Origin of the sequence: Acinetobacter sp. 161(2023), from assembly GCF_037027805.1 — a bacterium.
GTDB lineage: Bacteria > Pseudomonadota > Gammaproteobacteria > Pseudomonadales > Moraxellaceae > Acinetobacter.
This window is the reverse complement of the sequence record NZ_JAZEYD010000008.1, coordinates 44,342-70,252: the sequence shown is the minus strand read 5'-3', so window position 1 is coordinate 70,252 and position 25,911 is coordinate 44,342. Positions and strand designations below refer to the sequence as shown.

Below are 25,911 nucleotides of genomic sequence, written 5' to 3'. Positions count from 1 at the left end.
AGTTCGGAATAATCAATTTACTATATTTTGAGCATCAATTATGAGCTTACCTATTCCACAAGCTTCCTCTCGAGTTGTGATTACTGGCGCTTCATCGGGCATTGGTGAACAGCTAGCAAAACAGTTTGCTGTACGGGGCTATTCTTTAGTTTTAGTGGCTCGTCGTGTAGAAAAATTAGAGGCACTTGCTGAAAAATTAAAAGCCGAATATCAAATATCCGTAGATTTATATCCATGTGATTTGGGTGATCGGGCGGCGCGAGCTAAATTTCGTGATTATTTAGAAAATATTGAAGTAGCTATTCTTTGTAATAACGCTGGATTTGCGACTTTTGGTTGCCTACAAGACTTAGATGCAGACCGAGAGCGAGAAGAAGTTGAAGTTAATTCAGTGGCGATTCATGACCTGACTTTAGCTGTGTTGCCACAAATGATTAAAAGAAAAACTGGAGCGATACTCATTGTGGGGTCTACCTCTGGTCATCAGCCGACTCCAGCAAATGCAACTTATGCAGCAACCAAGGCATTTGCCAATTCTTTTGCCGAGTCATTACATAGCGAACTTAAAGGGACAGGGGTTAGCTGTACGCTACTGGCTCCGGGGCCAACCAAAACTGGTTTTAATGAAGTTGCAGGCATTACAAAAATTGATGGTGTTGGTGGTGGTCTTGTTTGGGTAACCGCAGAACGCGTCGCCAAAGAAGCCATTCAGGGAATGGATCGGAATTGTCGAATTGTGATTCCGGGTTTCGTGGCACAGGCCCAAACTTTTGGGGGACGTTATACCCCGCGCATCATCTTGCTCCCAATTCTGAAACAAGTATTTTCGAGATTAAGCCCATGAAACAGTTGATTAATGACTTACGTGTGCCTGTGGGTTTAGCCAATCTTGGCAATAAGCTTTATCACAATGCCCACTATTTGACTGCTGTTGTTGAAGTTGATGAAAAAGCAATGGCGCGCTGGTTACCATCTGGAATGACACTGGTTAAACCTGCCAGAGCCGATCTGTTTTGTGCGTATTTCCCAGAAAATGTCTATACGGGCGCTTACCATGAAGCGGGTCTATTTGTTCACATTAAAGTTGGCAATAAAACAGGAATCTTTTGTCCTTGGATGATTTTGGACGATGACCGAGCCATGATTATTGGCCGTGAATTGCTCGGCTACCCTAAAAAGATGGGAGAAATTAGCTGGGAAAATGATGGCAAACGCATTTTAAGCAAAGCCTCACGCCGAGGCACAACACTCATTGAAATGAAAGCCAAGCTGGGTGAAGTCATTCATGATGCACCTCCAATTTTAGGATTGCCGCATCGGAATATTACGGGTGGGTTAGGAATTGGTTTACCACGTGAAGTTCGATTTACCCCGAAAGAGCATCCAGTTGAAGTGCGTCAGGTTGAAATGAACTTACGTTTTACAGGCACAGCAAACGATCCTTTACATGATATGGGATTGGGCGAAGTTGTTGAGGCTAGATTACATCGAGTTGATTTATCGAGTGGATTAATTCCTCCAATTCAAATACCTCGTCTACGCACGCCGTTATTTTTATTGCGCCAATTTAATCCTCGCGTTTTATAACTGGAGAATAAAGATGAATGCGTTCTTTAAGTCAAAACAAGCACAAGATTTTTCTAAAATCTCGGCTTCAATTGATATTCCTGTAAGAACAATGGATTTTACTTTTCCGGATGAAATTCCTGAGTTTTGGTTTGATAACAATGCCTTACTTACGATGTTGTTGACTGCATTATCGAGCGCATTTCCAGATGGTGAACGTCAATTTATTCATAGTGTACGTAATTATCAGGCAAAAATTAGTGATCCTGTTCTGCTTAAACAAGTCCGTGCTTTTATTGGTCAAGAAGCCCATCATGGTAAAGAACACGACGTGCTCAATGCTGTCATGCTTAAAAAGGGTTATCCCGTAGACCGAATTTATAAGCGCTTTAAAAAGATGAATCGCTTGATGCAAGAGCAATTCTCTACAGCTCATCAGCTTGCATGCACCGTATGTATGGAACACCTCACAGCAATTCTAGCTGACTATTTCATTAGTACCGCGCCTCAAGATTTAGAGTTGTTTAATACCCATGTAAGGAAAATCTGGGCATGGCATGCGATTGAGGAAACAGAGCATAAAGCTGTAGCTTTTGATGTATATCAGTCTTTGGTCAATAGACCTTATTTCTTACGGCTGGTGATGTTAGAAACCACACTTTCTTTTCTTATCATTACCACCAGAGGAACAACCGAACTGTTACGAGCTTCTGGCAAACAAAGAGATTTAAAAGAACTTTATCAAGGTTTCCGTTATTTGTTTGGAAAACAAGGTTTAGTCAGACGGATTGGCAGACATTATCTCGACTTTTTCTCCGCAGATTTTCACCCTTGGCAGCATGACAATCGGGACATGATGAACTTATTAAAAAAACAATATTTCAATGAAGAGCTGCTGAAATAATCAAAAGTTGATGCTTGTGCAGTACTCACAGAACAAACAATTTTAGGAATAATTATCATGGCACAGTCTACATCTACAAATTCTCCATTACAGCAACCATTAAAATTGGCATGTGGCATAACCATACCCAACCGTATTGCAAAATCGGCCATGAGTGAACAATTGGCTGATCGACACGGCTCACCCACCACAGACTTACAGCAACTCTATGCAGCATGGGCAAGGGGTGGAGCTGGGTTGTTAATTACTGGCAATGTGATGATTGACCATCGTGCCTTTGTTGAGCCACGAAATGTCGTTTTGCAAGATGAGCAATTTTTACAAGCAAATAAGTTATGGGCTCAGGCTGCTAAGGCCAATGGCAGCAAAATTATTATGCAGATTAACCATCCGGGCCGTGTTGCGGTTTTGCCACTTTTGAAAAAGCCGATCGCGCCCTCAGCAGTCGGGCTTGATTTACCTGCTATGAATATTATTCGTATTCCACGAGCAATGACTGAAGCAGATATTTTAGAGCAAATTAAACGCTTTGCTACAACCGCAGAGCTTGCTGTTAAAGCAGGGTTTGATGGCGTACAGGTACATGCAGCACATGGTTATTTACTCTCGCAATTTTTATCACCTTTGGCTAACGTTCGGACAGATGGGTGGGGAGGAAGTCCTGAAAATCGACGCCGTATGTTGATCGAAACGGTTCGAGCTGTACGAGCTGCAATAGGCAAAGACAAAATATTAAGCGTAAAACTCAACTCTGCCGATTTCCAAAAGGGCGGCTTAAGTCAGGAAGAGTCTCTACAAATTGCATTAGCTTTAGAAGCAGAAGGGATCGACCTATTAGAGATTTCAGGCGGGAATTATGAATCTCCTGCACAGTTAGGCTATGCACCAGATCGTTCTGCTCAGCGTGATGCATATTTTATTGAATATGCCACTGCACTTCGTAAACAAAGCAAATTACCACTGATGTTAACAGGTGGGCTGCGAGATGTAGATTTTATGAATCATATTGTTGCTAATGGTACGGTCGATTTGGTTGGATTGGCTCGGCCTTTTGCAGTACAGCCAGATTTAGCAAAACAACTGTTAGCCGGAAAATCGGTATTAAAACCAGCAAAAATTCCAGCCATTGGATACAAACCAGTTGATGCCTATTTGCAACTCGCTTGGCATGCTTCGCAATTTCGCCGTATTAGCAGTGGACAAAAGCCGAAAGTGATAAAGGGCTTAGTGCGAACATTGATTGCTTTTGGTCCACGTATGGGCTTTAACATTTTGACTCAGGATTAATGGTAAGCGCTTTTGATATATAAGGATTTATTATCATGAATAGTTTAATCAGACAAAACCATGTCATTGTGCCGCGGCGTCCAGTATTTAATTTTACTGAAACCCCATGTCATTGGATTTATGATGATCCCATAGTTTCACAAATATTAAATTCAATTAACCCGATTACACCTGCACCAGAACGTTGGTTTTGTCAGACGTTTAGAGATGCATTGCCTTACATTAAAGATGAAAAACTTAAAGAGGCTGCAATTGCTTTTATTAAACAAGAGGGTGCTCATAGTTATGGGCACACTCTCGGAACACGGCACATAGAGGCCTTAGGGATTGATTTAGGTCGTTATACCAAGATGACGAATTGGATATTTAATGACATGATTGGCCCGAAACCATTAGGTTATGAATTGAAGCATCCGCGCTTAAAGTCGATGTGGCTAACGACCCGATTAGCAATGGTGGCTGCTGCCGAACATCTGACTGGAGTGTTAGGACATTGGGTTCTCAATGCAGAGGGGTTACAACACGCACCTGTCGATGTAGAAATGTTACGTTTATTGCAATGGCACGGAGCTGAAGAGGTTGAGCACCGTGAAGTAGCCGATGCAATGTTTAGATATTTTAGCAATAGCAATGTACTTCGGGTTGGGGCGGCTGCTTTCACATTCCCGCTATTTATTGTTTTGGCTTATGTTGCTGTCGAAAATCTAGTAGAGCAAGATGCGCAATTACCACATCGTTTTCGTTTCAAAGATTATTTCCGAGCAGCTCGACAAGACCGTGTGCCTAAAGTTGACGATATAATACGTGCCTGCTTGCGATACTTTAATCCCAATCATAATCCTTTAAATGAGGGATCAACTGAGCAAGCCTTAACTTTTTTATCTACAATAAAAGAACTTAACTAAATAAAAGCTTGTACGAATATTGCTTCTTTCAGGCTCAAAAATAATGAATAAGACCTTTTAATTCATCTTATTCATGGTCTATAGCCGCCATATGAGCGGCTATATAATCTTCGAACCCTTGCGTAATCTAGATAATATTTGAGCTATGTACCTTATTCATCAAATTGCAAAACCACTTTACCTTTTGATCGGCCAGTATTTACATATTGAAGCGCTTCTTTGATTTGAACAAAGCCATAGGTTTGGTCAACCACAGGTTTAATTTTTCCTGTTTCTACCAGTTCGGTAATTTTTGAGAGCTGTTGACCATTTGGCTGCATAAATAGAAATGAATAGGTAATGCCGCGTTTTTTTGCTTTATGTCGAATTGACCAGCTTAACATCGGAATAACACATTTTAGGAACCAGTTCGGATTAATTACCTCTGCAAAAGCATGGTCAGGCGGCCCTGAAATACTAATAAGACGTCCACCACGTTTAAGAACGTTTAGTGATTTTTCTAAGGTTTTTCCGCCTTGTGTATCTAAAACTACGTCGTAGTCTTTAAGCTCTTGCTCAAAATCTGTTGTTTTATAGTCAATGATAATGTCAGCACCTAGCTCTTTTACCCAACCACTGTTTTTGGCACTGGTTGTGGTTGCCACGATTGCACCTAATGATTTTGCAAGTTGAATTGCGATTGAGCCAACACCGCCAGAACCTGCATGAATAAGTACTTTTTGACCTGCTTGAACTTTTGCAATCTCAACGAGTGCTTGCCATGAAGTTAAGGCAACTAAAGGCAGGGCTGCTGCCTGTTCCATCGAAATATTTTGCGGTTTAACAGCCAGTGAAGATTGCTGAACCACTGTATATTCTGCAAAAGCACCATGCAAGTCGGTCTTGGCATAGACTTCATCTCCAGCTTTAAACTGGCTTACATTTGACCCAACTTCTACGACTGTACCTGCAAAATCATTCCCTAATATGAACGGAAATTTCACTGGAAGAATTGCTTTAAATTCACCCTCTAAAACTCTTAAGTCGAGAGGGTTAATGCTAGCTGCATGAACTTTAACAAGCACGGTATCTTCGGTTACAGAAGGCTTGGGTTGTTCATCGAATTGTACATCATCAATATTGCCATAACGGCTAATGTAGGCTGCTTTCATTTGAAACCTCTATTTCTCAAAATTATTTTAAAGTTTTATAGGCTTGGGTTTGTTCTAAACTTTCAAGCTGCGGTGAATTAATTTGTCAAAGATCTTTGCAGGTGCAAATCGTCTTAACGCTTTTAAGCTTTTTGCAGTTTTTCCTGCTGTGTAGCGTTGCACAACATGTTGACTTTGAATGACCGCTAAAATTGTATTGGCAACCACACTCGGGTCATCTGATTTATTAATTGAATTAATCATTTGTTTATGTAGCTTTTCACGAGTTTGATCGTAAAAAGAAATTTTATTATCTGCTTCGAGTAAGTTTACTCCCAAAGAAGTATTAGTGTAAGCAGGTTCAATCAATGACACACGAATGCCTTGAGATCTTAATTCGTGATCTAAAGATTCAGAGTAGCCTTCAAGTGCATGTTTTGACGCAGAGTAAAGCGCGCCAAAAGGCATAGGCACAAGTCCAAGAATTGAACTGATATTTAAAATAAGTCCTGAGTTTTTCTGGCGCATGTGTGGAATAACTGCGCGAGTCATTCGAACCGCACCAAAAAAGTTGGTATCAAAAATAGCCTGTGCTTGCTGCATTGAACTTTCTTCGGCACCAGCAGGTGCGATTGCAAATCCTGCGTTATTAATTAAGACATCAATTTTTCCTTCGGTTGCTATTACTTTCTCAACGGCTTGGGCAACTGAATTATCTTGATTTACGTCTAACTCAATAAGATGGAATTTGTATTTTGATGAATCTTTTGCTCGTCGGCTTGTGCCATAAACCGTAAATCCTGCTTCATGTAAAAGCTCTGCTGTTGCCAAACCAATACCCGATGATGCACCTGTAATGAGAACTACTTTGCCAGCCATATCATGTTCCTCACTTAAATTTTGTAGTCAATTCACGAATGAATTTCGACTTGATTTTTTAATCATAATCTAAAAATAAAATAGTTACTACTAAAAAGATAGTGACAATACATTTTTGTCTATGTATAGTTAGTACTAAATCAATATTAACTCTGTTTTTTATCTTTTCTCACTTTGAAAGATCACTCATAAAAACAGATGAATCAGATCAATGAATTAAATTTGAGGATCAGAGAAATGAATTTTTTATTAAATACAGTTGCTATGAGTTTGACGGCGATATCTATTTTTAGTGCACCCTTAACTCAGGCCGAGACTGTGGAATCACTCTCTTTTAGCACCCCCTTAACTAAGGCGAATGAAGTGACAAAAAACAGTGTTATCAATCAGCAAGCCGGTCAAAATCCCCAACTCAATACAAATTGGACAAATGTCCCAACTCAATTTATTAGTGCAGGTGGCGTTAACTTCGCTTATCGAGAATATGGTCAACAAAATGGTGGAACACCTGTCATTTTCTTAAACCATTTGGCTGCTGTACTAGATAACTGGGATCCACGAATTATTGATGGAATTGCGGCTAAACATCATGTTGTTGTGTTTGATAATCGCGGCGTCGGTGCTTCGACTGGTGAACCAGCAAAGTCAATTGAACAAATGGCAGATGATGCGATTACTTTCATTCAAGCAAAAGGCTTTAAGCAGGTTGATTTATTCGGCTTCTCGATGGGCGGCATGATTTCACAAGAGATTGTGCTAAAACAGCCGAATTTGGTTCGAAAAATGATTTTATCGGGAACTGGCCCTGCGGGCGGTACTGGAATTAGTACAGTCGGGCGAGTTTCTAATTGGGATTTAGTTCGTGGAATGGTGACTGGTCAAGACCCTAAGGTTTATCTTTTCTTCACTCGTACAGAAAATGGTAAAGCTTCTGCAAAAGCCTTTATTCAACGTATTAATGAACGTACTGAAAACCGTGATAAAGAAATCACTATTTCTGCCTATCGTGCCCAGCTTAAAGCATTAAAAAAATGGGGAAGTAAAAAACCTGCTGACCTTTCTGTGATTCAACAACCTGTTCTTGTTGCCAACGGCGATCATGACCGAATGGTGCCAACAGTAAATACTTATGATTTAGCAAAGCGTTTACCGAATAGTTCACTTGTAATCTATCCAGATGCAGGTCATGGGGGAATATTTCAGTTTAATGAAGATTTTGTAAAACAATCGCTTACATTCTTAGCTAAATAAGAACTTAAATTTAGGACTATGACCATGACAACAATTACACACCAAACAGCCGAGACCCAATTCATTGAAGTAGATGGAGCAAATTTTGCCTATCGTCGATGGGGTAATGCAAATACAGAGCAACCACCGCTATTTTTTCTTCAGCATTTCCGAGGTGGTTTAGACAATTGGGATCCACTGATTACTGATGGTTTGGCACAAGGACGTGAAGTCATTTTGTTTAACGGTCGCGGCATTGCTTCATCTACAGGCCAGCCCCGTACTCGCATTGAAGATATGGCAGACGACGCGGCAGCAGTCATTCGTGCATTAGGCTTAAAGCAGGTTGACCTATTAGGCTTTTCACTTGGAGGGTTTCAGGCACAAGATTTAGTACGTCGCCATCCTGAACTCGTCAGAAAACTGATGCTTTTAGGTACTGGACCAAGAGGGGGTAAACCACGTGGAGATGATCCAGAAGTTGCCGCTTTGGTATTAAAGCATGCAACAACTGCTGTGCCTTCTGAAGAAAACTTCCTCTTTTTATTTTTTGGCCGATCTGAAGTTGCTATTCAGGCGGGTCATGAATTTTGGCAACGTCGCCATGAGCGTAAAAACCAAGACCCAGCAAGCTCAGTTGAAGTTATGCAGGCACAGATAGAAGCCAATATGCATTTTTTACCTAAACTTGATGAACAAGATCCTTTTGCACATTTACGTGAGATTAAACAACCTACTTTCATTTTAAATGGTGTCGATGATGTGATGATTCCAACCATCAATGCATATCACATGGCACTTAACATTCCAAACGCTCAGCTATTTATTTATCCCGATGCAGGACATGGTGCCCAATTTCAGTACCCTGAACGCTTCGTAAAACATGCAATACAGTTTTTATATGAATAATACCTATGAGTTCGGTCCATTCAATTTGATGAATCAAGAAGATAAAAATGATGAAATTTAAATTATTGCTGTGGATGCTGACCAAGCTCATGCAGCGTGCTGTAAAAAAGAACCCGAAATGTGCAGCTTATGTGAAAGATAAAAATGTCATCTTTCAGATTCAAACAGCAAGTGGTGAAGGCCGTTATTTCGAAGTGAAAAATGGCAAGATTAACTCTTACTCAGGGCTAACCAAGTCACCAAGTTTTACCTTTACATTTAAAACGGGTAGCAAAGGGTTTGCCGTGTTGTCAGCGAAAGATAGTGTAAACACTTTTTTAACCGCCCTTAAAACACAAGACCTTGTTATTACGGGAAATTTTGTGGATGTGATGTGGTTTCAAAGTTTAGTGGACTTTATTCAACCCCATTCAAAACCCTCTTTAACTGTGTGAGATAAGCCATGACTCATCTGCAATTAAAAACGAATCTTTTGAATCAGCCTTTAACTTTACCGAATGGTGTCATCATTCCAAACCGCTTAGCAAAGGCTGCAACCAGTGAAACTTTAGCCAGCTATTCAAATAATCCAAACGAAAAACATGTTCGGCTATATCAGCGTTGGGCTGCATCAGGGATTGGGATGATCATAACTGGCAACATTATGATTGACCGCAAAGCCTTAGGTGAGGCTGGCAATGTGGTGGTTGAGGATGAGCGTGATTTTGCAATTTTACAGAAATGGGCAAAAACCGTGACCGAACAAGGTTCTCAATTGTGGGCACAGTTAAATCATCCGGGAAAACAATCACCGAAAGGATTAAATTTACGTAACATTTCTGCATCGGCAGTGCCATTTGGTGCAGAAATGCAGTCTTTATTTGCAACACCTGATGAAGCAACACACGAAGAGATTTTAGAAATTATTCAGCGTTTTGGTCGTAGCGCTGCGATATGTAAAAAGGCTGGATTTAGTGGAGTTGAGATTCACGCTGCGCATGGTTATCTGATTAACCAGTTTTTGTCACCTTTGCACAATTTAAGAAATGATGAGTGGGGTGGTACACCAGAAAAACGTCGCCGTTTCTTGATGGAAGTTTATGCAGAGATCCGAAAACAAGTCGGTAAAGAGTTTTCTATCGCAATTAAGCTTAACTCGGCAGACTTTCAAAAAGGTGGGTTTACCGAGCAAGACTCGTTAGAAACAATTCAGGCATTAGCGAATGCAGGCATTGACCTGATTGAAATATCGGGTGGTACTTACGAGTCTGGTGTAGCCAAAGCTCCACAAAAAGCATCGACAATCGCACGCGAAGCTTTCTTTATTGATTTCGCAGAAAAAGTGAGAACACTCGTAAAAACGCCGTTGATGGTAACAGGTGGATTCCGAACTGTAGAAGGTATGAATCAAGCTTTGCAGTCTCAAGCATGTGATGTTATTGGGATTGCAAGAATTATGGCCATTGAACCTGATGTCCCGAAATATTTGCTGGCAGGAAAAAATGGTCTTCAGTCAGTGCAACCCATCAAAACTGGCATCAAAAAAATTGATAGTCTGGGGATTATGGAAGTACTTTGGTATACCCAACAACTCAAACGGATTGGTAAAGGTAAAGAGCCGAAACCTAAAGAAAGTGGGTTATGGGCATTTATTAAATCAGTTTTACTCAGTGGTTGGGGAACCTATGCAACTCAACGTAGCCGAGCAAAATAACCCATTTTTTTGATTAGGATAAGTTGCTGCGATGTGCTTGCGGAGTTTTTCCAGTCCAAGCCTGAAATGCTCGGGCAAAAGAATTTGAGTCCTCAAAGCCTAGTAGAAAAGATATTTCAGCACTCGACATATCAGTATTGCGTAAATAGTGATATGCGAGAGATTCACGTACATTATTGAGAACTTGCTGGAATGATGTACCTTCATTTTGAAGTTTACGTTGGAGTGTACGTGTGCTCACTGCAAGTTTTCGACTCACTACCTGCATCGATACTTCTCCGGCTGGCAAAGTCTCTAGTAGCGTGCTATGTACTCTTTCTGACATACCTGACATTTTATCTAAATCAGCCAATCTCTGGCGTAAAGATGGCTCAAAGAAAAACCACATTTTGTGATTTTCTGTCAGAAAGGGCCTTTCCATATCCTCAGTTAAGAATACCAAAGTCGTTAATGGGCTATTTGTTACGGATGTGCCAAAAAAAGTCTCATAGGCGATCGCAAAATCATTTCTTAAATCTGATGCCAATGGCCAACTGACTCGTAATGGTTTCACAGGAGCACGTGTTGCCAAACGTACAAGCTGTACAAAAAAAACGAGCTTAAATATAAGAAATACATCTGGTGGCTGTCTGGTGTTGTCCATAAAACCAATTGAGACTGTAGTGTGCACTGCTGTGCGGTCTATCTTAAAGATCATAGGAGCAATGAGTCTGACGTACTTTGCCATCCGATCAAGAGCACAACTCATATTGGAGCTACAAAGAGCAGCAAAAAGCTCGGGATCGAACCAGTCTGATGACATCACCTTTGCTATTTGCAAAGCAGCAGGAATATCGGCATTAACAGACATCGCCTCGTCTTCAATAGCAACCCAAAGTTTGAAAAAACTTTCCGGATCTAAACGAACGTTTTGGCGAGCAAACAGGTCACCAGGAAGTTGCGCGCGACGCAAAACAGGTGAGGCTTCAATACCTGCATCTTGCATTAACAAGCGCCAACCTGGCCAGATTGAATAGTCTTGCATGCTGTTGTTTCGATGCATATTTTTTTTGATAGTCATCCGTACATTCTATATGGGAGATTACGCCATCTCAATAGCGAAACGCGCCAATTAGCCTGTACTTATATTGGCGTATTTGGCGATTATATTGGCGTGCTCCGCTAGTGATGGTCATAATATTTATCGACAAAATACACCTTGAGATTAATTATTTAGAAATCTTAAGGTCGGTAAAAATGAAAAAGACAATTTTGATTACAGGTGCTTCATCGGGGTTTGGACTGATGCTAGCTAACAAGCTACACAAGGCTGGCTTCAATGTCATTGGTACTAGCCGCCAGCCCGAGAAATATGAAACTAAAGTACCTTTCAAACTGTTAAAGCTCGATATTGATGATGATAGTTCCATTCAGGCGTTTACAAAAGAGCTGTTTTCTCTTACTGAGCAACTTGATGTGCTCGTCAACAACGCAGGCTATATGGTCACTGGCATTGCCGAGGAAACTCCGATTGAGGTTGGGCGCGCGCAGTTCGAAACTAATTTCTGGGGTACTATCAAAGTTACAAATGCTTTACTACCGTACTTTCGCAAACAGAAGAACGGCCAAATTATCACAGTCAGTTCAATTGTCGGTTTGATTGGACCACCTAACCTGTCTTATTACACTGCCTCAAAACACGCGATTGAAGGCTACTTCAAGTCCCTACGCTTTGAGCTAGATCATTTTAACATCAAGGTCAGTATGGTTGAACCAGTGTGGTTCAAAACGAATCTTGGTAACCACTCAGTTTCAACAACTAAACATAATATCTCAGACTATGATTCTTATCGCCAACTGGCACAAGCCGCTACGCAAAAAGGGATGAACGAGGCCGAAGAACCGGATGCCGTAGTATCAACCATCACTAGGCTTATCCAAACTAAAGAGCCGAAATTCAGTAATCCGGTTGGGAAGATGACGGGCTTGATTCTTTTCTTACAGAGCTATGCTCCCTGCATGTTCGAAAGTTCGATCCTTAAAAGTGTCAAAACCGCCAAATAGATACTTAAATATTTACGCAATTTTCTAATTATTTTTAAGGGCATGAAATGAAAAATTACTTATGTAAATGGATCCCACCACGTGCGGATTTTCTCGAAACGATGTCTGACGATGAGAAGATATGGATGGGACAGCATGGCGATTTTTTAAATAAACTTCTCGATCTAGGCGTTATTGTCGCCCATGGTCCCGTTATTAATGATGGGAATGGGTACGGCCTTTCGCTTTACCAGATTGCAGATGAAGAGGATGTCGCTAGCTTCACGTCACAAGACCCTATCGTAAAAAATGGTGTCGGTCATTATGAGCACTACATCATGCTTCATTTGGCTTCACACCTCTAATTTCTTAAATTTATAGTAGATATCATTATGAATATTAAAGGTTCAGTCGCACTTGTTACAGGTGCAAATAGAGGGCTGGGTGCAGCTTTTGTACGCGCATTACTCGCTGCCGGTGCCAGCAAGGTCTATGCGGCAGCGCGCAATCCATTGAGCATAACAATTGAGTCAGGTGTAGTACCTGTTTGTCTGGATGTAACAAGTCCAGATGAAGCTGAAGAGTTAGCACGAAAACTGGGTGACGTAAATTTATTGATAAATAACGCTGGTATTGGTGGATCTGGGTCTATTCTTTCTCCATCATCAATCGATTTACTTCGGGATCAGTTCGAAACAAATGCAGTCGGGCCACTGCGTGTAACTCAGGCGTTTGCACCAATTCTGGCTACTCACAATAGTAGTGCTGTAATCAATGTAATCTCAGCTTTAAGCTGGGCTACTTTGCCAGGAGTTACAGGTAGCTATAGTGCTTCAAAAGCAGCAGCTTGGGCTTTGAGCAATGCTATGCGACAAGAGTTAAAAGCACAGGGAACAGAGGTTTTGTCGCTACATGTTGCTTTCATGGACACAGACATGGCTCGTGGATTAGTTGGAAATAAAGCTTCACCTAATGTTATTGCACAAATGACGATAGCTGCTTTAGAGAGGGGACAATCTGAACTCTTAGCTGATGAGATTACCCAAAACGTGCATGCTGGACTGACAGCAGAAACGCCAGTTTATCTTGGCATGTTTGAGTAAACGAACAATGAATAAATATTTATAACAAGCTCTGTTCTATTAAAAGCACTCTAATTGAGTGCTTTTTATATTTATATTATTCGCTTTTCAGGCGAATAGGGCGAGTGCCAATTTCAGCTCCCGTCATTTGGTCTAACACAATAGGTTTGATTTCAGTACCTTGTTCTGCATCAAGGAAAGTCACCATTTTTTCAGGCTGTTCATAAGGTTTGTATTTTCGACCCCATGCGCCAATCACAAATAGAACAGGTAAAAAGTCTTTACCTGCTTGAGTTAATACATACTCTTCGCGTGGTGGGTGTTCAGAATATTGTCTTTTTTCAAGTAAGCCTTCATCTACCAACACAGACAAACGTTTTGTTAGCATTGTAGGCGCAATACCTAAACTTTTACGAAACTGATCAAAACGAGTGAAACCCGCATGAGCATCTCGTAATATCAACATGCTCCACGCATCACCTAGTACAGAAAGGCTTCTGGCGATTGGGCAGACTTCTAGATCGATATTTTTACTCATATAACACTAATCAACTTAATGGTGACTACTAAAAGAATAGTAACACAAAGTAGCGAATTAAGCGAGTTTGAATGCTAAATATACAATAATAAATCTATGTCTCGAGTCAATTTTGAACTATATCGGTACTAGGCTGACTTTCTAATAACTTGGATAAATTATTTTCAAGCCAAGTAGTTAAATCAAAAAGTCGTTCGGAAGCCTCGCGTCCAAAGTCAGTTAATTGATAATCTACGCGAGGCGGTATTTCTGCATAATCCTGACGTACGATAAAACCATCGTGCTCAAGCGTTTTTAGGGTTTGTGCCAACATCTTTTCACTAATGCCATCAATTAGTTTCTTTAACTCATTAAAACGCAGACGTTGATCTCGAAGTGCAACTAAAATCAAGACACTCCAACGGCTCGTGAGAGTTAATAAAATTTTTCGAGAGGGGCAATCTGCTGCAAAAACATATCCTTTCATCGCGTACCACCTTCATTACAAAACTTTACATTTGTTTCTAAACTTACTTTTAGGTAAGTACTTACTTTTAGTAAGTTAAGGTACTACGATGATTGAAATATATCAACTACATCAGATGGAGATCATCATGCGTATTGCAATTACTGGTGCATCAGGTCAACTTGGCCAATTGGTTATTTCTCAATTACTCGAACGGACTGAAGCAAAAAATATTGTCGCGCTAGTCCGTAATCCAGAAAAAGCATCAGATTTAAGCTCAAAAGGAATCGAAGTGCGTGCTTTTGATTATGTCGATGACGCAGATAAACTTTCGGTTCAATTGGCTGGTATTGATAAACTTTTATTAATTTCATCGAATGAAATTGGCCAACGTACAGTACAACACGTAAACGTGATTAATGCGGCAAAACTTGCAAACGTAAAATTTATTGCTTATACGAGTTTATTAAAAGCAGATACAACACCGCTTCTATTAGCACAAGAACATGTTGAAAGTGAACAATATTTAAAAAAATCGAATATCCCCCATACACTATTGCGTAATAACTGGTACAACGAAAATTATGCGATGGGACTTGCACAAGCAGTTGAGCATGGCAAAATTTTTGGGGCAACGCATCACGGCAAAATTGCTTCTGCTTCACGCTTAGACTATGCGACTGCTGCCGCTGTGGTATTAACGCAAGACGGACATGAAAATAAAATTTATGAACTAGCAGGCGATGCGAGTTATACCCTTGACGATGTTGCAAAATGGGCAAGTGAAATTAGCAAAAAAGAAGTCATTTACCAAGACCTACCAGAAGAGGAATATAAAGCGCTCTTAATACAATTGGGTATACCAGACGGATTTGCTGGCATCTTGGCAGATTCAGATGAAGGTGTATCTAAAGGCGGCTTATATAGTGATAGCAAAGATCTGCACCAGTTAATTGGTCGTGCCACTACAACTATGCAAGAGACGATTAAAGAATTCTTATCTTAAGTTAACGCTATAGTTCTTATCTAAAAGCAAAAAGGCTTAAATTGTTCAGATTTAGGCCTTTTGTATATTTTAATAAATAGGTTTTCCATCATTAATGTGCAAAGTAAGTTGACCCGATCAGATTTTTTCCTGATGTATAGCGTAACTTTGATTGAATTGCTGTTACGGCTTCTTCTACCATTTCTACTTCTGTTTATTTTTACTTAAGTTTTTCCTTAAATATGTAATTAAATGAAAAACAATAATTAATTAAATAATTTCTAGCCAATTTTACATTGACACTTCAAATATTGAAGATTACCATTTGCGGGCTGGCCTACATTGCCAGTCGGTTTTGACGGACCGATATTTCAACCACATCAGGACTATTTCTTCTGAGGAATAGTTTTGTGTGCGCACCTCGTTCCCTCCCGTAGCGGTAGGACGGGAGTGGGACACTTTCGAGTGTGCTGGAGTTGAAACCAGTCCGTCAACCCGCTTCCGTTCTGCCACCATAATTTATAATGTTTTGGCAGAACTCCCAAAAGAAGGAGTTGGCTATGCACATTCATAAATTATTGGCAGTCACTGTCAAAATCTATATCGACACCACTTAAATCAATTAAAACAGCTTGAATGCCTATAGGTTTTTCAGGCTTTAATTCGTCACGACTAAAAACTTAGCAACAATAAAACTTGAGATGTGCCAAGCACAGTCTTTACGGTTTTGCTGTGCCTTTTTTTCTCCCAGAAAAGGCACAGGCTTTTTTCTCTTTTAGAAACAACAAGAATTTATAACGGTGAAACTATGCCAACTTTAGAAATGTCTTCGAAAAAATTACAGGTGATGCACACAGCCATACACCTATTTACAACTTGCGGATTTTGCACAGCGGGCGTAGACCTGATTGCCAAAGAAGCCAAAATTCCTAAAGCTACACTTTACAACTACTTTCACTCAAAAGAGCACCTTATTGAAATGTGCATCGCTTTTCAAAAAAGTCGACTCAAAGAAGAAGTGCTTGCCATTATTTACTCAAGCCGTTACCGAACCTCAAGAGACAAACTCAAAGAGATTATTGTTTTACATGCCAATTTTAATAGCCTGTACTACCTTTTACTTAAAGCCTTCTTCGAATTTAAACTCGTTTACGCTCAGGCTTACCGTATGGCAATAGAGTATAGAAAATGGTTACTTCGAGAACTTTTTGATCTGGTTTTTAGTTTAGAGAACAGAACACTAAAACCCGATGCCAATATGGTTTTAAACTTAATCGATGGTTTGATGTTCCAGATTTTAAGCTCAAATAGTTTGGAAGAGAGGGATGTGGTGGTGGAGAGGTTTTTTGGGGAGAAGTAATGATTCATTTTAAACTATAGAACTCGTAAGTTCCTTTTTAATTACATGAGAGATTAAGTGGGGAAATTTTATTTCATTATGTTTTCATACTAATTAATCTTGAGTAATTATTATATATATCTATTCAATCAAATAAAAAATTGACTGTTTGTTCAAAAGTTCATCATATGTAAGTATAGGAAAAATTGAATAATTTGTTCTTTTATGTAAAATAAAATTTTTATATGTACCGTTCTGTATATTAGATGTTAACTAAAAACTTTATAACTTCTTCCATTATTTTTTTTGTGGGTTTTAACCAATATGTTTATGCCATCGAAGATGTCTCTTTACCAGGGCAAGTACTACAAGAGCAACGACTCAAAGAACTGAGTCAGCAATTACAAGACCAACTTACTCAGCAAACTCCTTATCAAAACACCAAACCTTCGCAGGACTTTAAACATCTGGTTGTTGAGGAGAGTCCCTGTGTAGCGGTTAAAAAAATTAGTTTTGTACCGTTAAAAGATCAGTCCGTTGCTGACTTACAGCAATTTGACTTTGTAGTAAAAGCCATTCAAAAACACCCACAGGCTGTTTTAGGAAAATGTATTGGCACTCAAAGCCTACATAACATCGTGAACTATGCCCAAAATGAGCTTTTAAAGAAGGGTTTTATTACCAGCCAAATTGTCGTGAACCCACAAGATTTAAATCAGGGTAATTTAAATCTGAGTATACAAATTGGCCGTTTGAATAAAGTCGTTATACAAGAAGGAAAAATATCATCATTACAGCTTAAAACAGGATTACCGTTTAAAGCTGGCGATATTATGAATCTAAAAAAATTAGATCAGGGACTGGAAAATTTAAAGCGTGTTTATGCTGTAGATATGCAACTTACTCCAGCAGTTTCTAAGGATAAAGAATTAACAGGCTTTACTGACTTAATACTTAAACTACAACCCCTACAAAAGGTTAATTTTAATTTAAGTGTAGATAACTCAGGTAATCAGGAAACTGGAACCTATATGGGCAATATAGGTGTAGGTGTTAATAACCCATTTCATTTAAATGATATTTTATCGTTAAACGTGAGTCATTCATTAGATGACTTCCATGAAAACTTAAACCGAAGTTATTTCATTAGTTATCAAGTGCCTTTAGCTTATTACGATTTAGGTGTTAGCTATAACGATTATCAATATAAGCAAACAGTTATAGGGGCGAATGGTCCATTGCTGTATCACGGTAATAGTCAACAAGCCAACCTAAACCTCTCTCGTGTCATTAGCCGTAGTGGACAACATAAAACCAGCGTATATGGCAAACTTTATCATAAAGAAAGTCAAAGTTTTATTGATGATATTGAGATTAATGTATTACACCGCAAAACTTCAGGTTGGAATTTAGGGTTTCAGCACCGTCAATATTTAGGAAATGCCGTATTAGATGGCAGCATTGATTACCGTCATGGCATGGGAATCAATGCGCTAACTGCACCAGAAGAAAATATTACCGATATTAATGGTAATCACCTTGCAGTAGAAGGTTACTCCCGTGCTCCACTTTGGAGTGCTGACCTCCGTTTTACCATGCCTTTTCTTTTGCTAGAGACTCCCGCGCAATACCGCCTTAACTGGCGTGGTCAATACGCTCCTAAAATTTTAGTACCCAATGACCGCTTTTATATCGGTGGACGCTATAGCGTGCGTGGTTTTAATGGTGAGCTCATGCTTTCCGGAGACAACGGACAGTATTTACAGCAAGAAATTAGTCTAAATACTCCTGTGCCTAATACTCAGTTTTATATGGCGGTCGATCAGGGCTGGGTAAATGGCCGAAATAGTATACCGGGCCAACGTTATTTACTCGGAAGCGTTTTAGGCCTACGTACTTATCAAAATAGTTTTTATTTAGATGCCTTTACAGGTCGGGGGCTTATTGCACCTGACAGCATAAAAAAAGACTGGATTACCGGTTTTAGTATCAATCTTTCTTATTAATTTACTTTAGAAAAGACTTAACTTATGAACAAGAATAGTTATCGCATTATTTATAGCAAAGCACGTCAAATGTTTGTGGCCGTGGCTGAAAATGTACGAAGTCAGACCAAGGCATCTGGCCAAAGTGAAGCAAGCTCTCAAAACCCTATTAATAATGAATCACAGGCATTCCATCAGCTCTGGCAAGTGAAAGCACTGGTTGCCAGTATGAGTTTTTGGATGCCTTTAGCACCTGTATATGCTGATATTGTAGCAGATGGTGCTGCAAATGCTGAAAATAGAGCAGTAATTGCTGCCGGAAGAAATGCTCAGGGGGCAGTTGTTCCTGTAGTTAATATTCAAACACCAAAAAATGGTGTGTCTCATAATATTTATCAACAATTTGACGTGTTAGCTGAAGGTGCTGTATTGAACAACAGCCGTCAAGGTGCTGCTACTCAAACAGCAGGCAATGTTGCTGCCAACCCATTTTTAGCCACTGGTGAAGCACGGATTATTTTAAATGAAGTCAATTCGGCAGCGGCTTCACGCTTTGAAGGAAACTTGGAAGTTGCAGGTCAAATGGCGGATGTGATTATTGCCAATCCATCTGGTATTAATATTCAAGGTGGTGGCTTCATTAATGCCAATAAAGCAATTTTCACTACAGGTAAACCTCAGTTAAACGCCGATGGTAGTATCAAGCAGTTTACTGTAGACCAAGGAAAAATTACTGTTTCAGCCAATTCCAATTCTAAATTTGGTCTGGGCGGGAATAATAACGATGCAAATTATGTAGACATCTATGCACGTGCATTAGAACTTAGCGCAGAGCTTCGTGCAAAAAATGATATTCAAGTGATTACTGGTGCAAATGATGTCAGTGCAGATTTACAGGATACAACAGCTAAGACTGGTACAGGAGCTGCACCAACGTTAGCAGTAGATGTTAAAGCGCTGGGTGGAATGTATGCCAATAACATTTATTTAGTTGGCACTGAAAAGGGTTTGGGAGTTAGTAATGCCGGAACTCTTGAAGCATTAAACAGTCTTGTTGTAACGAGTGCAGGTAAAATTGAAAACACAGGAGCGCTCTACAACAAAAATCCTCAAAATAGCTTATTAAGTCTAAGTTCAGGTGAAGGGAGTGATATTGTTCATACAGGAGTAATGATCACAAATGGAAATTTAATATTAGATTCCGGAAAAGATATTATAGTAGATCGAGCTAGAATAGAAAAACACGGTGCTGATAATAAAAATATTGTTTCTTTAAGCGCAAAAAATGATATTAATATTCAAAATAGTACCAATATACAAAACTTTGGTGAAGGTGGCGACCTTTACTTAGATGCAAATAATATTAATCTTGGTAACGATGTAAACTTAGGTGTAAATGGCTCAATTTCTTTACAAGCTAAGCAAAACTTACAAGGTGATCGTGTTAGAAATATTTCTAGTATGTATGATTTGAATTTATATGCTGGAAACTTATTATCATTTAATAATACTTATCTTTGGGCTAATTTTGGAAATCTAAACTTTAATACTTCAAATGCTAACTCAAATCTTTTATTAGATTGGAATGGTTTTAATGTTTGGAAAGATATTAATATATATAGTTCAGGCGATCTCACTTTAAAGAATCTAGGATTTGTACTTGATAACTCTGTTACTCGCTCTAAGAATTTTAATGCTTATAGTGGCCGTAATTTAGTTTGGGACAGTACAGCTAGAGCATTACCACAAATTAATGGTGATATAAAAGTTGAAGCCGGTAACTTAATTGATTTGCAAGGCTCTGGTCTGTCAAGTACTGGAGATTTAAAACTACAAGCTAAAGCTTTAAATATAGGAACAGATCTAAACGCTGGTAAAAACTTAAGCCTTAATGCCACTCAAAGTGATCTAACTTTAAATAAAACACTTAGTGCACAAAATAATATTGATGTTACTTCTTTAGATGGAAAAATTACTGCAATAGGGTTAAATGCAACATCTGCACAAGGCAAACTCTCAATATTAGGAGCAAAAGATACTCTTTTAACTAATGCAGGAACAGCCAATACAGTATTAAAAGGTGGTCAGGGTGTTACGATTGGCACTACTGGTATAGGTGACTTAACAGTACAAAATACAATTTTAGAAACCCAAAATGGTAATATTGTTGCGACGAGTGGAGCCAAAAATACGTTAACAGATAGCACGTTAACTGCTAAAAATAATATTGAAATATTTGCTACAGATAACCTTTTAATCGATGGTATTAAATCTACATCGCAACAGCATACCGCATTAAACTCTAAAAAGAATATTTATATCAATAGTCAGGCTAATGTTGATGATTCAACAAACTTTAGCTCCACTAAAAACAGTGAGCTGAATTCAACAGGAGTACTGTCATTAGTCAGTGATAAAGGTTTAAATCTTCAAAATTCCAAACTTACAGGTGGAGCAATCTTAATTGAAGGTGATGCCTTAAATACAGCAAAATCAGTTGACCTAAATGCTACAGGAAGTGATTTACTTAAAAATGATGCTAAATTAAATAACCTTAATGGCGATTTAAGTATTCAAACAAATTCAAACTTGACGATTGACCCTAAAGTTCACAACTTAAAAGCAGCAGGTGATATTGAACTTGTTTCCAAGAATGGTACTTTAACTTTAAAAGGCTATGAAGGAACTGCGGGTAATGGATCTGAACAAGTTGTTAAGTTGGATACAGCCAATGGCGGTATTAATTTAGAAGGTGCCAAAGTCGATATTCAAGGTTCACAGTTAACAGCACAGAAAGATATTAAAATCGTTTCGAATAAAGATGATGTGCTGATTGATGGGGTGAAGAACAGTTTTATAAATAGAAAAAAGCAGGAAAAACTTACCGAAGCTAATAATTTTAAAAAAAATATATCGGATAGTCTAGCTTTACTAAAATCACAGCAATTTTTTAGTGATTATGACAAGATGGTTAGTGCATATGAAGACTATACTTCTAGTAATTATGATTATAGTTTATATATAAAACATTATAATCTTTATAAAGATTTTATTTCTAAATATCCAGTTAGGCCAAATCCAAGACTTCTTATATTCGGAGGTGATGTACCACTATTTCATAGTATTATTTCTGTTCCGCAAAGAAGTACCCGCTTTGATGCATTATATTCATTTGAGCCAAAGTACGATGAAAATTATATAAGATCCTTACAGGCAGATGTTGACTTCTATAATACTGAATTAAATGGCTCAGAGCATGCAGAGACAAAGCTGAATTCAAACCTTGGAAATATTAATATTACTTCTGCTAAAGGTTTATCTATTAGTGGGGGTAATATTTCTTCGAAATTAGGCCAGGTTAATTTGGAAGCAAGTGGTGCTCTATCTGAGCAGTATAAAACTGCAACTACTACAGGTGAAAATTCACAACCTACAATATTAAATGCAAGTATTATTATTGATGGCCATACAGACTTTTATGATAAAGGTAATGAAAGCGATCAAAACTATAGTATGAGAACATTAGTTAGCCCCACTATTATCACTGGTGATAAAGGAGTTAATATAAGAACTGTAGGTAAATCCAAAGATGATAATTTGGTGTTACAAGCTACAGGTATTGCTTCAAAAAATGGTGATGTAAAAATAGAATCAAACAAAAGTATTTTGTTTGATGCTGCAGTTGAACAAAGTTATGATCGTTCATTAACTACAGAAAAGAAGAAATCATGGGGTGGACTAAAGAAAAAGTATATTACTACGGTAGCCGAAAGTAATAATACTAATGCAGCTTCAGTTGATATTTCTGGTAAAAATATTTTTATTGAGACGAAAAAATTAGATCCATCTATTAATAGTCCAGATAATAATATTGATATTTATTCAGGTCGATTCACCGCAGAGGGTGGACAAATTAAGATTAACTCTGGTGGTAATCTTAATTTCTACACAGTAGAAGAGAGTTCTAGCAGTAATGTAGATATTACCAAAAAATCATCATTTGCTGGTATTAAATACAATACCTCTAAAACCAATGCAACACGTACCCAAGTGAGTGAGCTACCTGCAACCTTAAAAGCTGACTACATTGGCACTAAATCTGGGTTTGATACCAGACTTGTTGGAACGGAGTTTGAGTATTTAAAAGGTGCATCAATTGAAGCTGGTGGTAAGTTAGAGTTAATTGCTGCTAAAACATCTATTACAGAACTTGTAAAAAAAGAAAAGAATTCCGTGGTTTGGCAATCGATGCAAGATAAAGGATCAATTACTGAAACTGCTCAATTGCCAAGATTTAATGGACCTGTTTTACCAACCATTAATGCTGCAGGTGGTTTAGTAGTTCAAGTTCCTATTAGTGAAAAAGATGCGAATAAAGCTGAATTACGAGATGAAATTTTAAAACTGGCAAATCAGCCCGGCAATGCTTACTTAAAAGAGTTAGTTAATCGTAAAGATGTAGATTGGCAGCAAGTACTTCTTACTCAAAAAGACTGGGACTATAAGTCACAAGGGTTAACTGGAGCAGGGGCTGCGATTATCATCATCATTGTAACGATTGTTACGATGGGTTCAGGTACAGCCGCAGCGGCTGGTGCAGCAGGAGGTGCGGCTGCAAGTGGTACTACTGTTGGGCTTGGTGCGAGTATGATTGGTGCTGCTGGTGTGACTACGACAGCAGCAGGAGCAATCGTTCCATCTGCTCTAGGTGCTATGGCAAATGCAGCTGTTACAAGTTTAGCGACTCAAGCAAGTGTAAGTTTAATTAATAATGGCGGTGATATCGGTAAAACGCTTAAAGATTTAGGTAGTAAAGACTCAGCTAAGAACTTGGCTGCTTCTGTTGTAACAGCTGGGTTAATGAGTCAGGTTAGCTCTGCGCTGAATATTAATTTAAATGATATGCCTCGATTAGAGAAGCTTGCTAATAATTTTGTACAAGGAGTTGGTTCTAATATTATTAGTAGCAGTATACAAGGTGAAAACCTATCAGATAATTTAGACTCAATTATTTTATCTGGTTTAACAAGTGCTTTGCATGCTGAGATAGCACAAGGAATTGGGGAAAATTTTTCCCCATTATTAAAAGATAATCCTGATATTTTTGATAAAGTACTTCATAAGATTATTCATATTGCAGCTGGTTGCGCTATAGGTAGTATTCAAAAGCAATGTGAGGCAGGTGCAATAGGAGCTGGTGTTGGAGAAATTCTTGCAGAGACTATAGTTAATGATAGTTTAAATAATCAAACTACTATTAATGAATTAGAAATTAAAAATTATGGAAAGCTTTTATCGGGAATAATTTCTGCATATGCTGGATATGATGTTAATATTGCTGCAAATTCCGCAGAAACAGTCATTGAAAATAACGCATTCGTTAGTGCAAAAGTTAAACTTGAAGGTGCTAAAAGAAGTTGTACAGAAGTTGGATTTGCTTATGGTTCTACTGGTTGTAAAGAGTTTTTAAGTAAAAAATATGAAATGCAACCAGCATTACGAAATGCTTTAGTACAAAGTAAAGTTTCTGAATTTATTTTTGAAACACTTGAAGATGTAACTCCCATTTGGGGCAATATAAAAGCATTTAGAGATGCTGAAACGAAAACTGATTATTTTGTTGCTGGCATAACTGTTTTTCCTATAGCTAAATGGGTAAATTCGGGCAAAAAAGCAATTACTTTAATCTTAAAAGATGGTAGTGAAGTTGAAGCTATTATTTCAAGGGCTGGTACAGGATACAGTATTTATGTACCACAAGTAGGTAAAGATATTGTTGAACAAATGGCTAAAGGAAAAACAGTAACATCTACAACTTTTAAACCGGGTGCGCGACAAACAATTAATAATATTAAAGGCCTAGATAAATCAGGAAACAATTGGTCTGTTAATTTAATTGGTGACGGTACTAAAATGAATAAAGCCGCTCAAGTAACTTATGTAGATGTTAGTCCTGCAGGTGTGAAAACTACAAAAATAGCCAATATTCCTTATGATAGTAGAGGTTTACCTATTTTTGACGATATTGCAAAATTTACTACGACAATTTCAGCACATAAGGTTGAATCTACACAATTTAAGTATGCAAGCTTATCACTATGGGAAGCTATTCAGAAAGGTCAGGTTAATTCAAGCCAATTCACAAGTGAACAGTTAAAGCAGATACAAGCTGGAGCCAGTAAAATAAAAGGTTATACTTGGCACCATAATGCTCAGTCAGGACCAAATAATATGCAGTTATTACCAGAAGTTGTACATAATGCAGTTAAGCATATTGGCGAAGATTCTTTAAAAAAAGGGGTAATTATTAAATGATGCAAGATATTGGTGATCAGTATCCAAATGGTAAAATAAGTAAAGAGATTATTGAGAATTTTGCAACAACTTTAGGTGTTACTTTTCCACCTGAATATGTTGAACTTATTTCTCAACATGATGGAATTTATCCTGAAATTTCTTGCTTTGACTATGTTGATACTGATGGTGAGCTAAATATCAGTACAGTAGAGTTAGGAGGATACTTGCATGAACCTCGAATAGAAGGAATGCAATTTCCCGAAGGTGATGATGACTATGAGGGAAAATTAATAGGATTTGGATCTACACCTGGTGGAAATTTTATTTGTTTCGATTACAGATTCCCTTGGATTAAAGATCAACCAAAGATAGTACTTGTTTTACATGATGACTTTTATGACTTTGGAAGAAATGAAGGTAAAAGAAAAGTTCTTTACTTAGCTGATAACTTTGTACATTTTATAAATTCATTACATGAATTTATTGATTATTAATCTTTATTTCTTTTAAAATAAGTTATTTATAAAAAGAGAGATCTGTTTAAGGTCTCTCTTTTGTATTAAACTTTTTAGTTCTAAAACTTAAAACACTTTTTTAATATTTGTAAAGTTGATTTTCTTCCTAAATATAACGCAATCATGGTACCCATACAGGTAAGAATACATAAAGGTAAAAGACAAATAGGGAAGCTCCTCCAATAATCTTTTATACTACC

22 protein-coding genes are annotated in these 25,911 nt (G+C 38.3%); 17 read left to right on the top strand and 5 right to left on the bottom strand.

The annotated features are described in order from the left end of the window. Positions 1-40: 40 nt before the first annotated feature. Genes WA249_RS09395 through WA249_RS09375 form a run of 5 tightly spaced genes read left to right on the top strand, consistent with a single transcriptional unit; the run spans position 41 to position 4,662 of the window. On the top strand, positions 41-844 hold the full coding sequence (locus WA249_RS09395) for an SDR family NAD(P)-dependent oxidoreductase (protein WP_202724160.1): 804 nt from the start codon (positions 41-43) through the stop codon (positions 842-844). Beyond that, the gene (locus WA249_RS09390; RefSeq protein ID WP_336168174.1) at positions 841-1,587 is read left to right on the top strand and encodes an acetoacetate decarboxylase family protein; all 747 of its coding nucleotides are present in this window, start codon (positions 841-843) and stop codon (positions 1,585-1,587) included. Before WA249_RS09395 ends, WA249_RS09390 begins: the two co-directional genes overlap by 4 nt. Positions 1,588-1,600: 13 nt before the next feature. Next, positions 1,601-2,470 carry a metal-dependent hydrolase gene (locus WA249_RS09385; RefSeq protein WP_336168172.1) on the top strand — a complete coding sequence of 290 codons (870 nt, stop codon included), beginning with the start codon at positions 1,601-1,603 and terminating at the stop codon, positions 2,468-2,470. 57 nt (positions 2,471-2,527) lie between these two features. Further along, the gene (locus WA249_RS09380; protein WP_336168169.1) at positions 2,528-3,757 is read left to right on the top strand and encodes an NADH:flavin oxidoreductase/NADH oxidase family protein; all 1,230 of its coding nucleotides are present in this window, start codon (positions 2,528-2,530) and stop codon (positions 3,755-3,757) included. 35 nt (positions 3,758-3,792) lie between these two features. Next, positions 3,793-4,662 (top strand): metal-dependent hydrolase, encoded by an 870-nt coding sequence (locus WA249_RS09375; protein WP_336168168.1) that lies wholly within the window; start codon positions 3,793-3,795, stop codon positions 4,660-4,662. A gap of 152 nt (positions 4,663-4,814) precedes the next feature. Here WA249_RS09375 and WA249_RS09370 read toward each other — a convergent pair whose 3' ends face one another. Together WA249_RS09370 and WA249_RS09365 are read right to left on the bottom strand one after the other, a co-directional pair. Continuing rightward, positions 4,815-5,813 carry an NADP-dependent oxidoreductase gene (locus WA249_RS09370; protein ID WP_336168166.1) on the bottom strand — a complete coding sequence of 333 codons (999 nt, stop codon included), beginning with the start codon at positions 5,811-5,813 and terminating at the stop codon, positions 4,815-4,817. Between the two features lie 54 nt (positions 5,814-5,867). Continuing rightward, positions 5,868-6,671 (bottom strand): oxidoreductase, encoded by an 804-nt coding sequence (locus WA249_RS09365; protein WP_336168164.1) that lies wholly within the window; start codon positions 6,669-6,671, stop codon positions 5,868-5,870. Between the two features lie 237 nt (positions 6,672-6,908). Here WA249_RS09365 and WA249_RS09360 point away from each other — a divergent pair, with 237 nt between their 5' ends. The 4 genes from WA249_RS09360 to WA249_RS09345 are packed head-to-tail and all read left to right on the top strand — an operon-like array spanning position 6,909 to position 10,503. After that, complete coding sequence (locus WA249_RS09360) at positions 6,909-7,922, top strand: alpha/beta fold hydrolase (protein WP_336168161.1); 1,014 nt, start codon at positions 6,909-6,911, stop codon at positions 7,920-7,922. A gap of 24 nt (positions 7,923-7,946) precedes the next feature. Further along, on the top strand, positions 7,947-8,810 hold the full coding sequence (locus tag WA249_RS09355; RefSeq protein WP_336168159.1) for an alpha/beta fold hydrolase: 864 nt from the start codon (positions 7,947-7,949) through the stop codon (positions 8,808-8,810). Positions 8,811-8,857: 47 nt separating this feature from the next. Continuing rightward, positions 8,858-9,244, top strand: coding sequence for a hypothetical protein (locus WA249_RS09350; RefSeq protein ID WP_004642957.1), 387 nt, complete (start codon positions 8,858-8,860; stop codon positions 9,242-9,244). A gap of 8 nt (positions 9,245-9,252) precedes the next feature. Continuing rightward, positions 9,253-10,503 (top strand): NADH:flavin oxidoreductase/NADH oxidase family protein, encoded by a 1,251-nt coding sequence (locus WA249_RS09345; protein WP_336168157.1) that lies wholly within the window; start codon positions 9,253-9,255, stop codon positions 10,501-10,503. 13 nt (positions 10,504-10,516) lie between these two features. Here WA249_RS09345 and WA249_RS09340 read toward each other — a convergent pair whose 3' ends face one another. After that, entirely contained in the window at positions 10,517-11,563 is a 1,047-nt protein-coding gene (locus WA249_RS09340; RefSeq protein ID WP_322904498.1) for a helix-turn-helix domain-containing protein, read from the bottom strand. A 176-nt stretch (positions 11,564-11,739) separates the two neighbouring features. Here WA249_RS09340 and WA249_RS09335 point away from each other — a divergent pair, with 176 nt between their 5' ends. The 3 genes from WA249_RS09335 to WA249_RS09325 are packed head-to-tail and all read left to right on the top strand — an operon-like array spanning position 11,740 to position 13,628. Continuing rightward, positions 11,740-12,546, top strand: coding sequence for an SDR family NAD(P)-dependent oxidoreductase (locus WA249_RS09335; protein WP_336168152.1), 807 nt, complete (start codon positions 11,740-11,742; stop codon positions 12,544-12,546). 47 nt (positions 12,547-12,593) lie between these two features. Continuing rightward, positions 12,594-12,890 carry a YciI family protein gene (locus WA249_RS09330; RefSeq protein WP_336168150.1) on the top strand — a complete coding sequence of 99 codons (297 nt, stop codon included), beginning with the start codon at positions 12,594-12,596 and terminating at the stop codon, positions 12,888-12,890. Between the two features lie 27 nt (positions 12,891-12,917). Further along, the gene (locus WA249_RS09325; RefSeq protein WP_336168148.1) at positions 12,918-13,628 is read left to right on the top strand and encodes an SDR family oxidoreductase; all 711 of its coding nucleotides are present in this window, start codon (positions 12,918-12,920) and stop codon (positions 13,626-13,628) included. A gap of 76 nt (positions 13,629-13,704) precedes the next feature. On the opposite strand, the gene WA249_RS09320 is transcribed toward WA249_RS09325, so the two are convergent. Together WA249_RS09320 and WA249_RS09315 are read right to left on the bottom strand one after the other, a co-directional pair. Then, positions 13,705-14,145: a winged helix-turn-helix transcriptional regulator gene (locus WA249_RS09320; RefSeq protein WP_056480362.1), complete on the bottom strand. Its 441-nt coding sequence runs from the start codon at positions 14,143-14,145 to the stop codon at positions 13,705-13,707. Between the two features lie 106 nt (positions 14,146-14,251). After that, on the bottom strand, positions 14,252-14,611 hold the full coding sequence (locus WA249_RS09315; RefSeq protein WP_151761224.1) for a winged helix-turn-helix transcriptional regulator: 360 nt from the start codon (positions 14,609-14,611) through the stop codon (positions 14,252-14,254). A gap of 127 nt (positions 14,612-14,738) precedes the next feature. On the opposite strand from WA249_RS09315, the gene WA249_RS09310 reads away from it, so the two are divergent. From WA249_RS09310 to WA249_RS09290, 5 genes are all read left to right on the top strand, one after another. Beyond that, on the top strand, positions 14,739-15,596 hold the full coding sequence (locus WA249_RS09310) for an SDR family oxidoreductase (protein WP_336168399.1): 858 nt from the start codon (positions 14,739-14,741) through the stop codon (positions 15,594-15,596). Between the two features lie 787 nt (positions 15,597-16,383). Then, on the top strand, positions 16,384-16,935 hold the full coding sequence (locus tag WA249_RS09305; protein ID WP_336168144.1) for a TetR/AcrR family transcriptional regulator: 552 nt from the start codon (positions 16,384-16,386) through the stop codon (positions 16,933-16,935). Between the two features lie 245 nt (positions 16,936-17,180). After that, entirely contained in the window at positions 17,181-18,920 is a 1,740-nt protein-coding gene (locus WA249_RS09300; protein WP_336168142.1) for a ShlB/FhaC/HecB family hemolysin secretion/activation protein, read from the top strand. Positions 18,921-18,944: 24 nt separating this feature from the next. Then, positions 18,945-25,214 carry a two-partner secretion domain-containing protein gene (locus WA249_RS09295; RefSeq protein ID WP_336168140.1) on the top strand — a complete coding sequence of 2,090 codons (6,270 nt, stop codon included), beginning with the start codon at positions 18,945-18,947 and terminating at the stop codon, positions 25,212-25,214. After that, positions 25,211-25,690 carry an SMI1/KNR4 family protein gene (locus WA249_RS09290; RefSeq protein ID WP_016805489.1) on the top strand — a complete coding sequence of 160 codons (480 nt, stop codon included), beginning with the start codon at positions 25,211-25,213 and terminating at the stop codon, positions 25,688-25,690. Before WA249_RS09295 ends, WA249_RS09290 begins: the two co-directional genes overlap by 4 nt. Positions 25,691-25,911 lie beyond the last annotated feature (221 nt).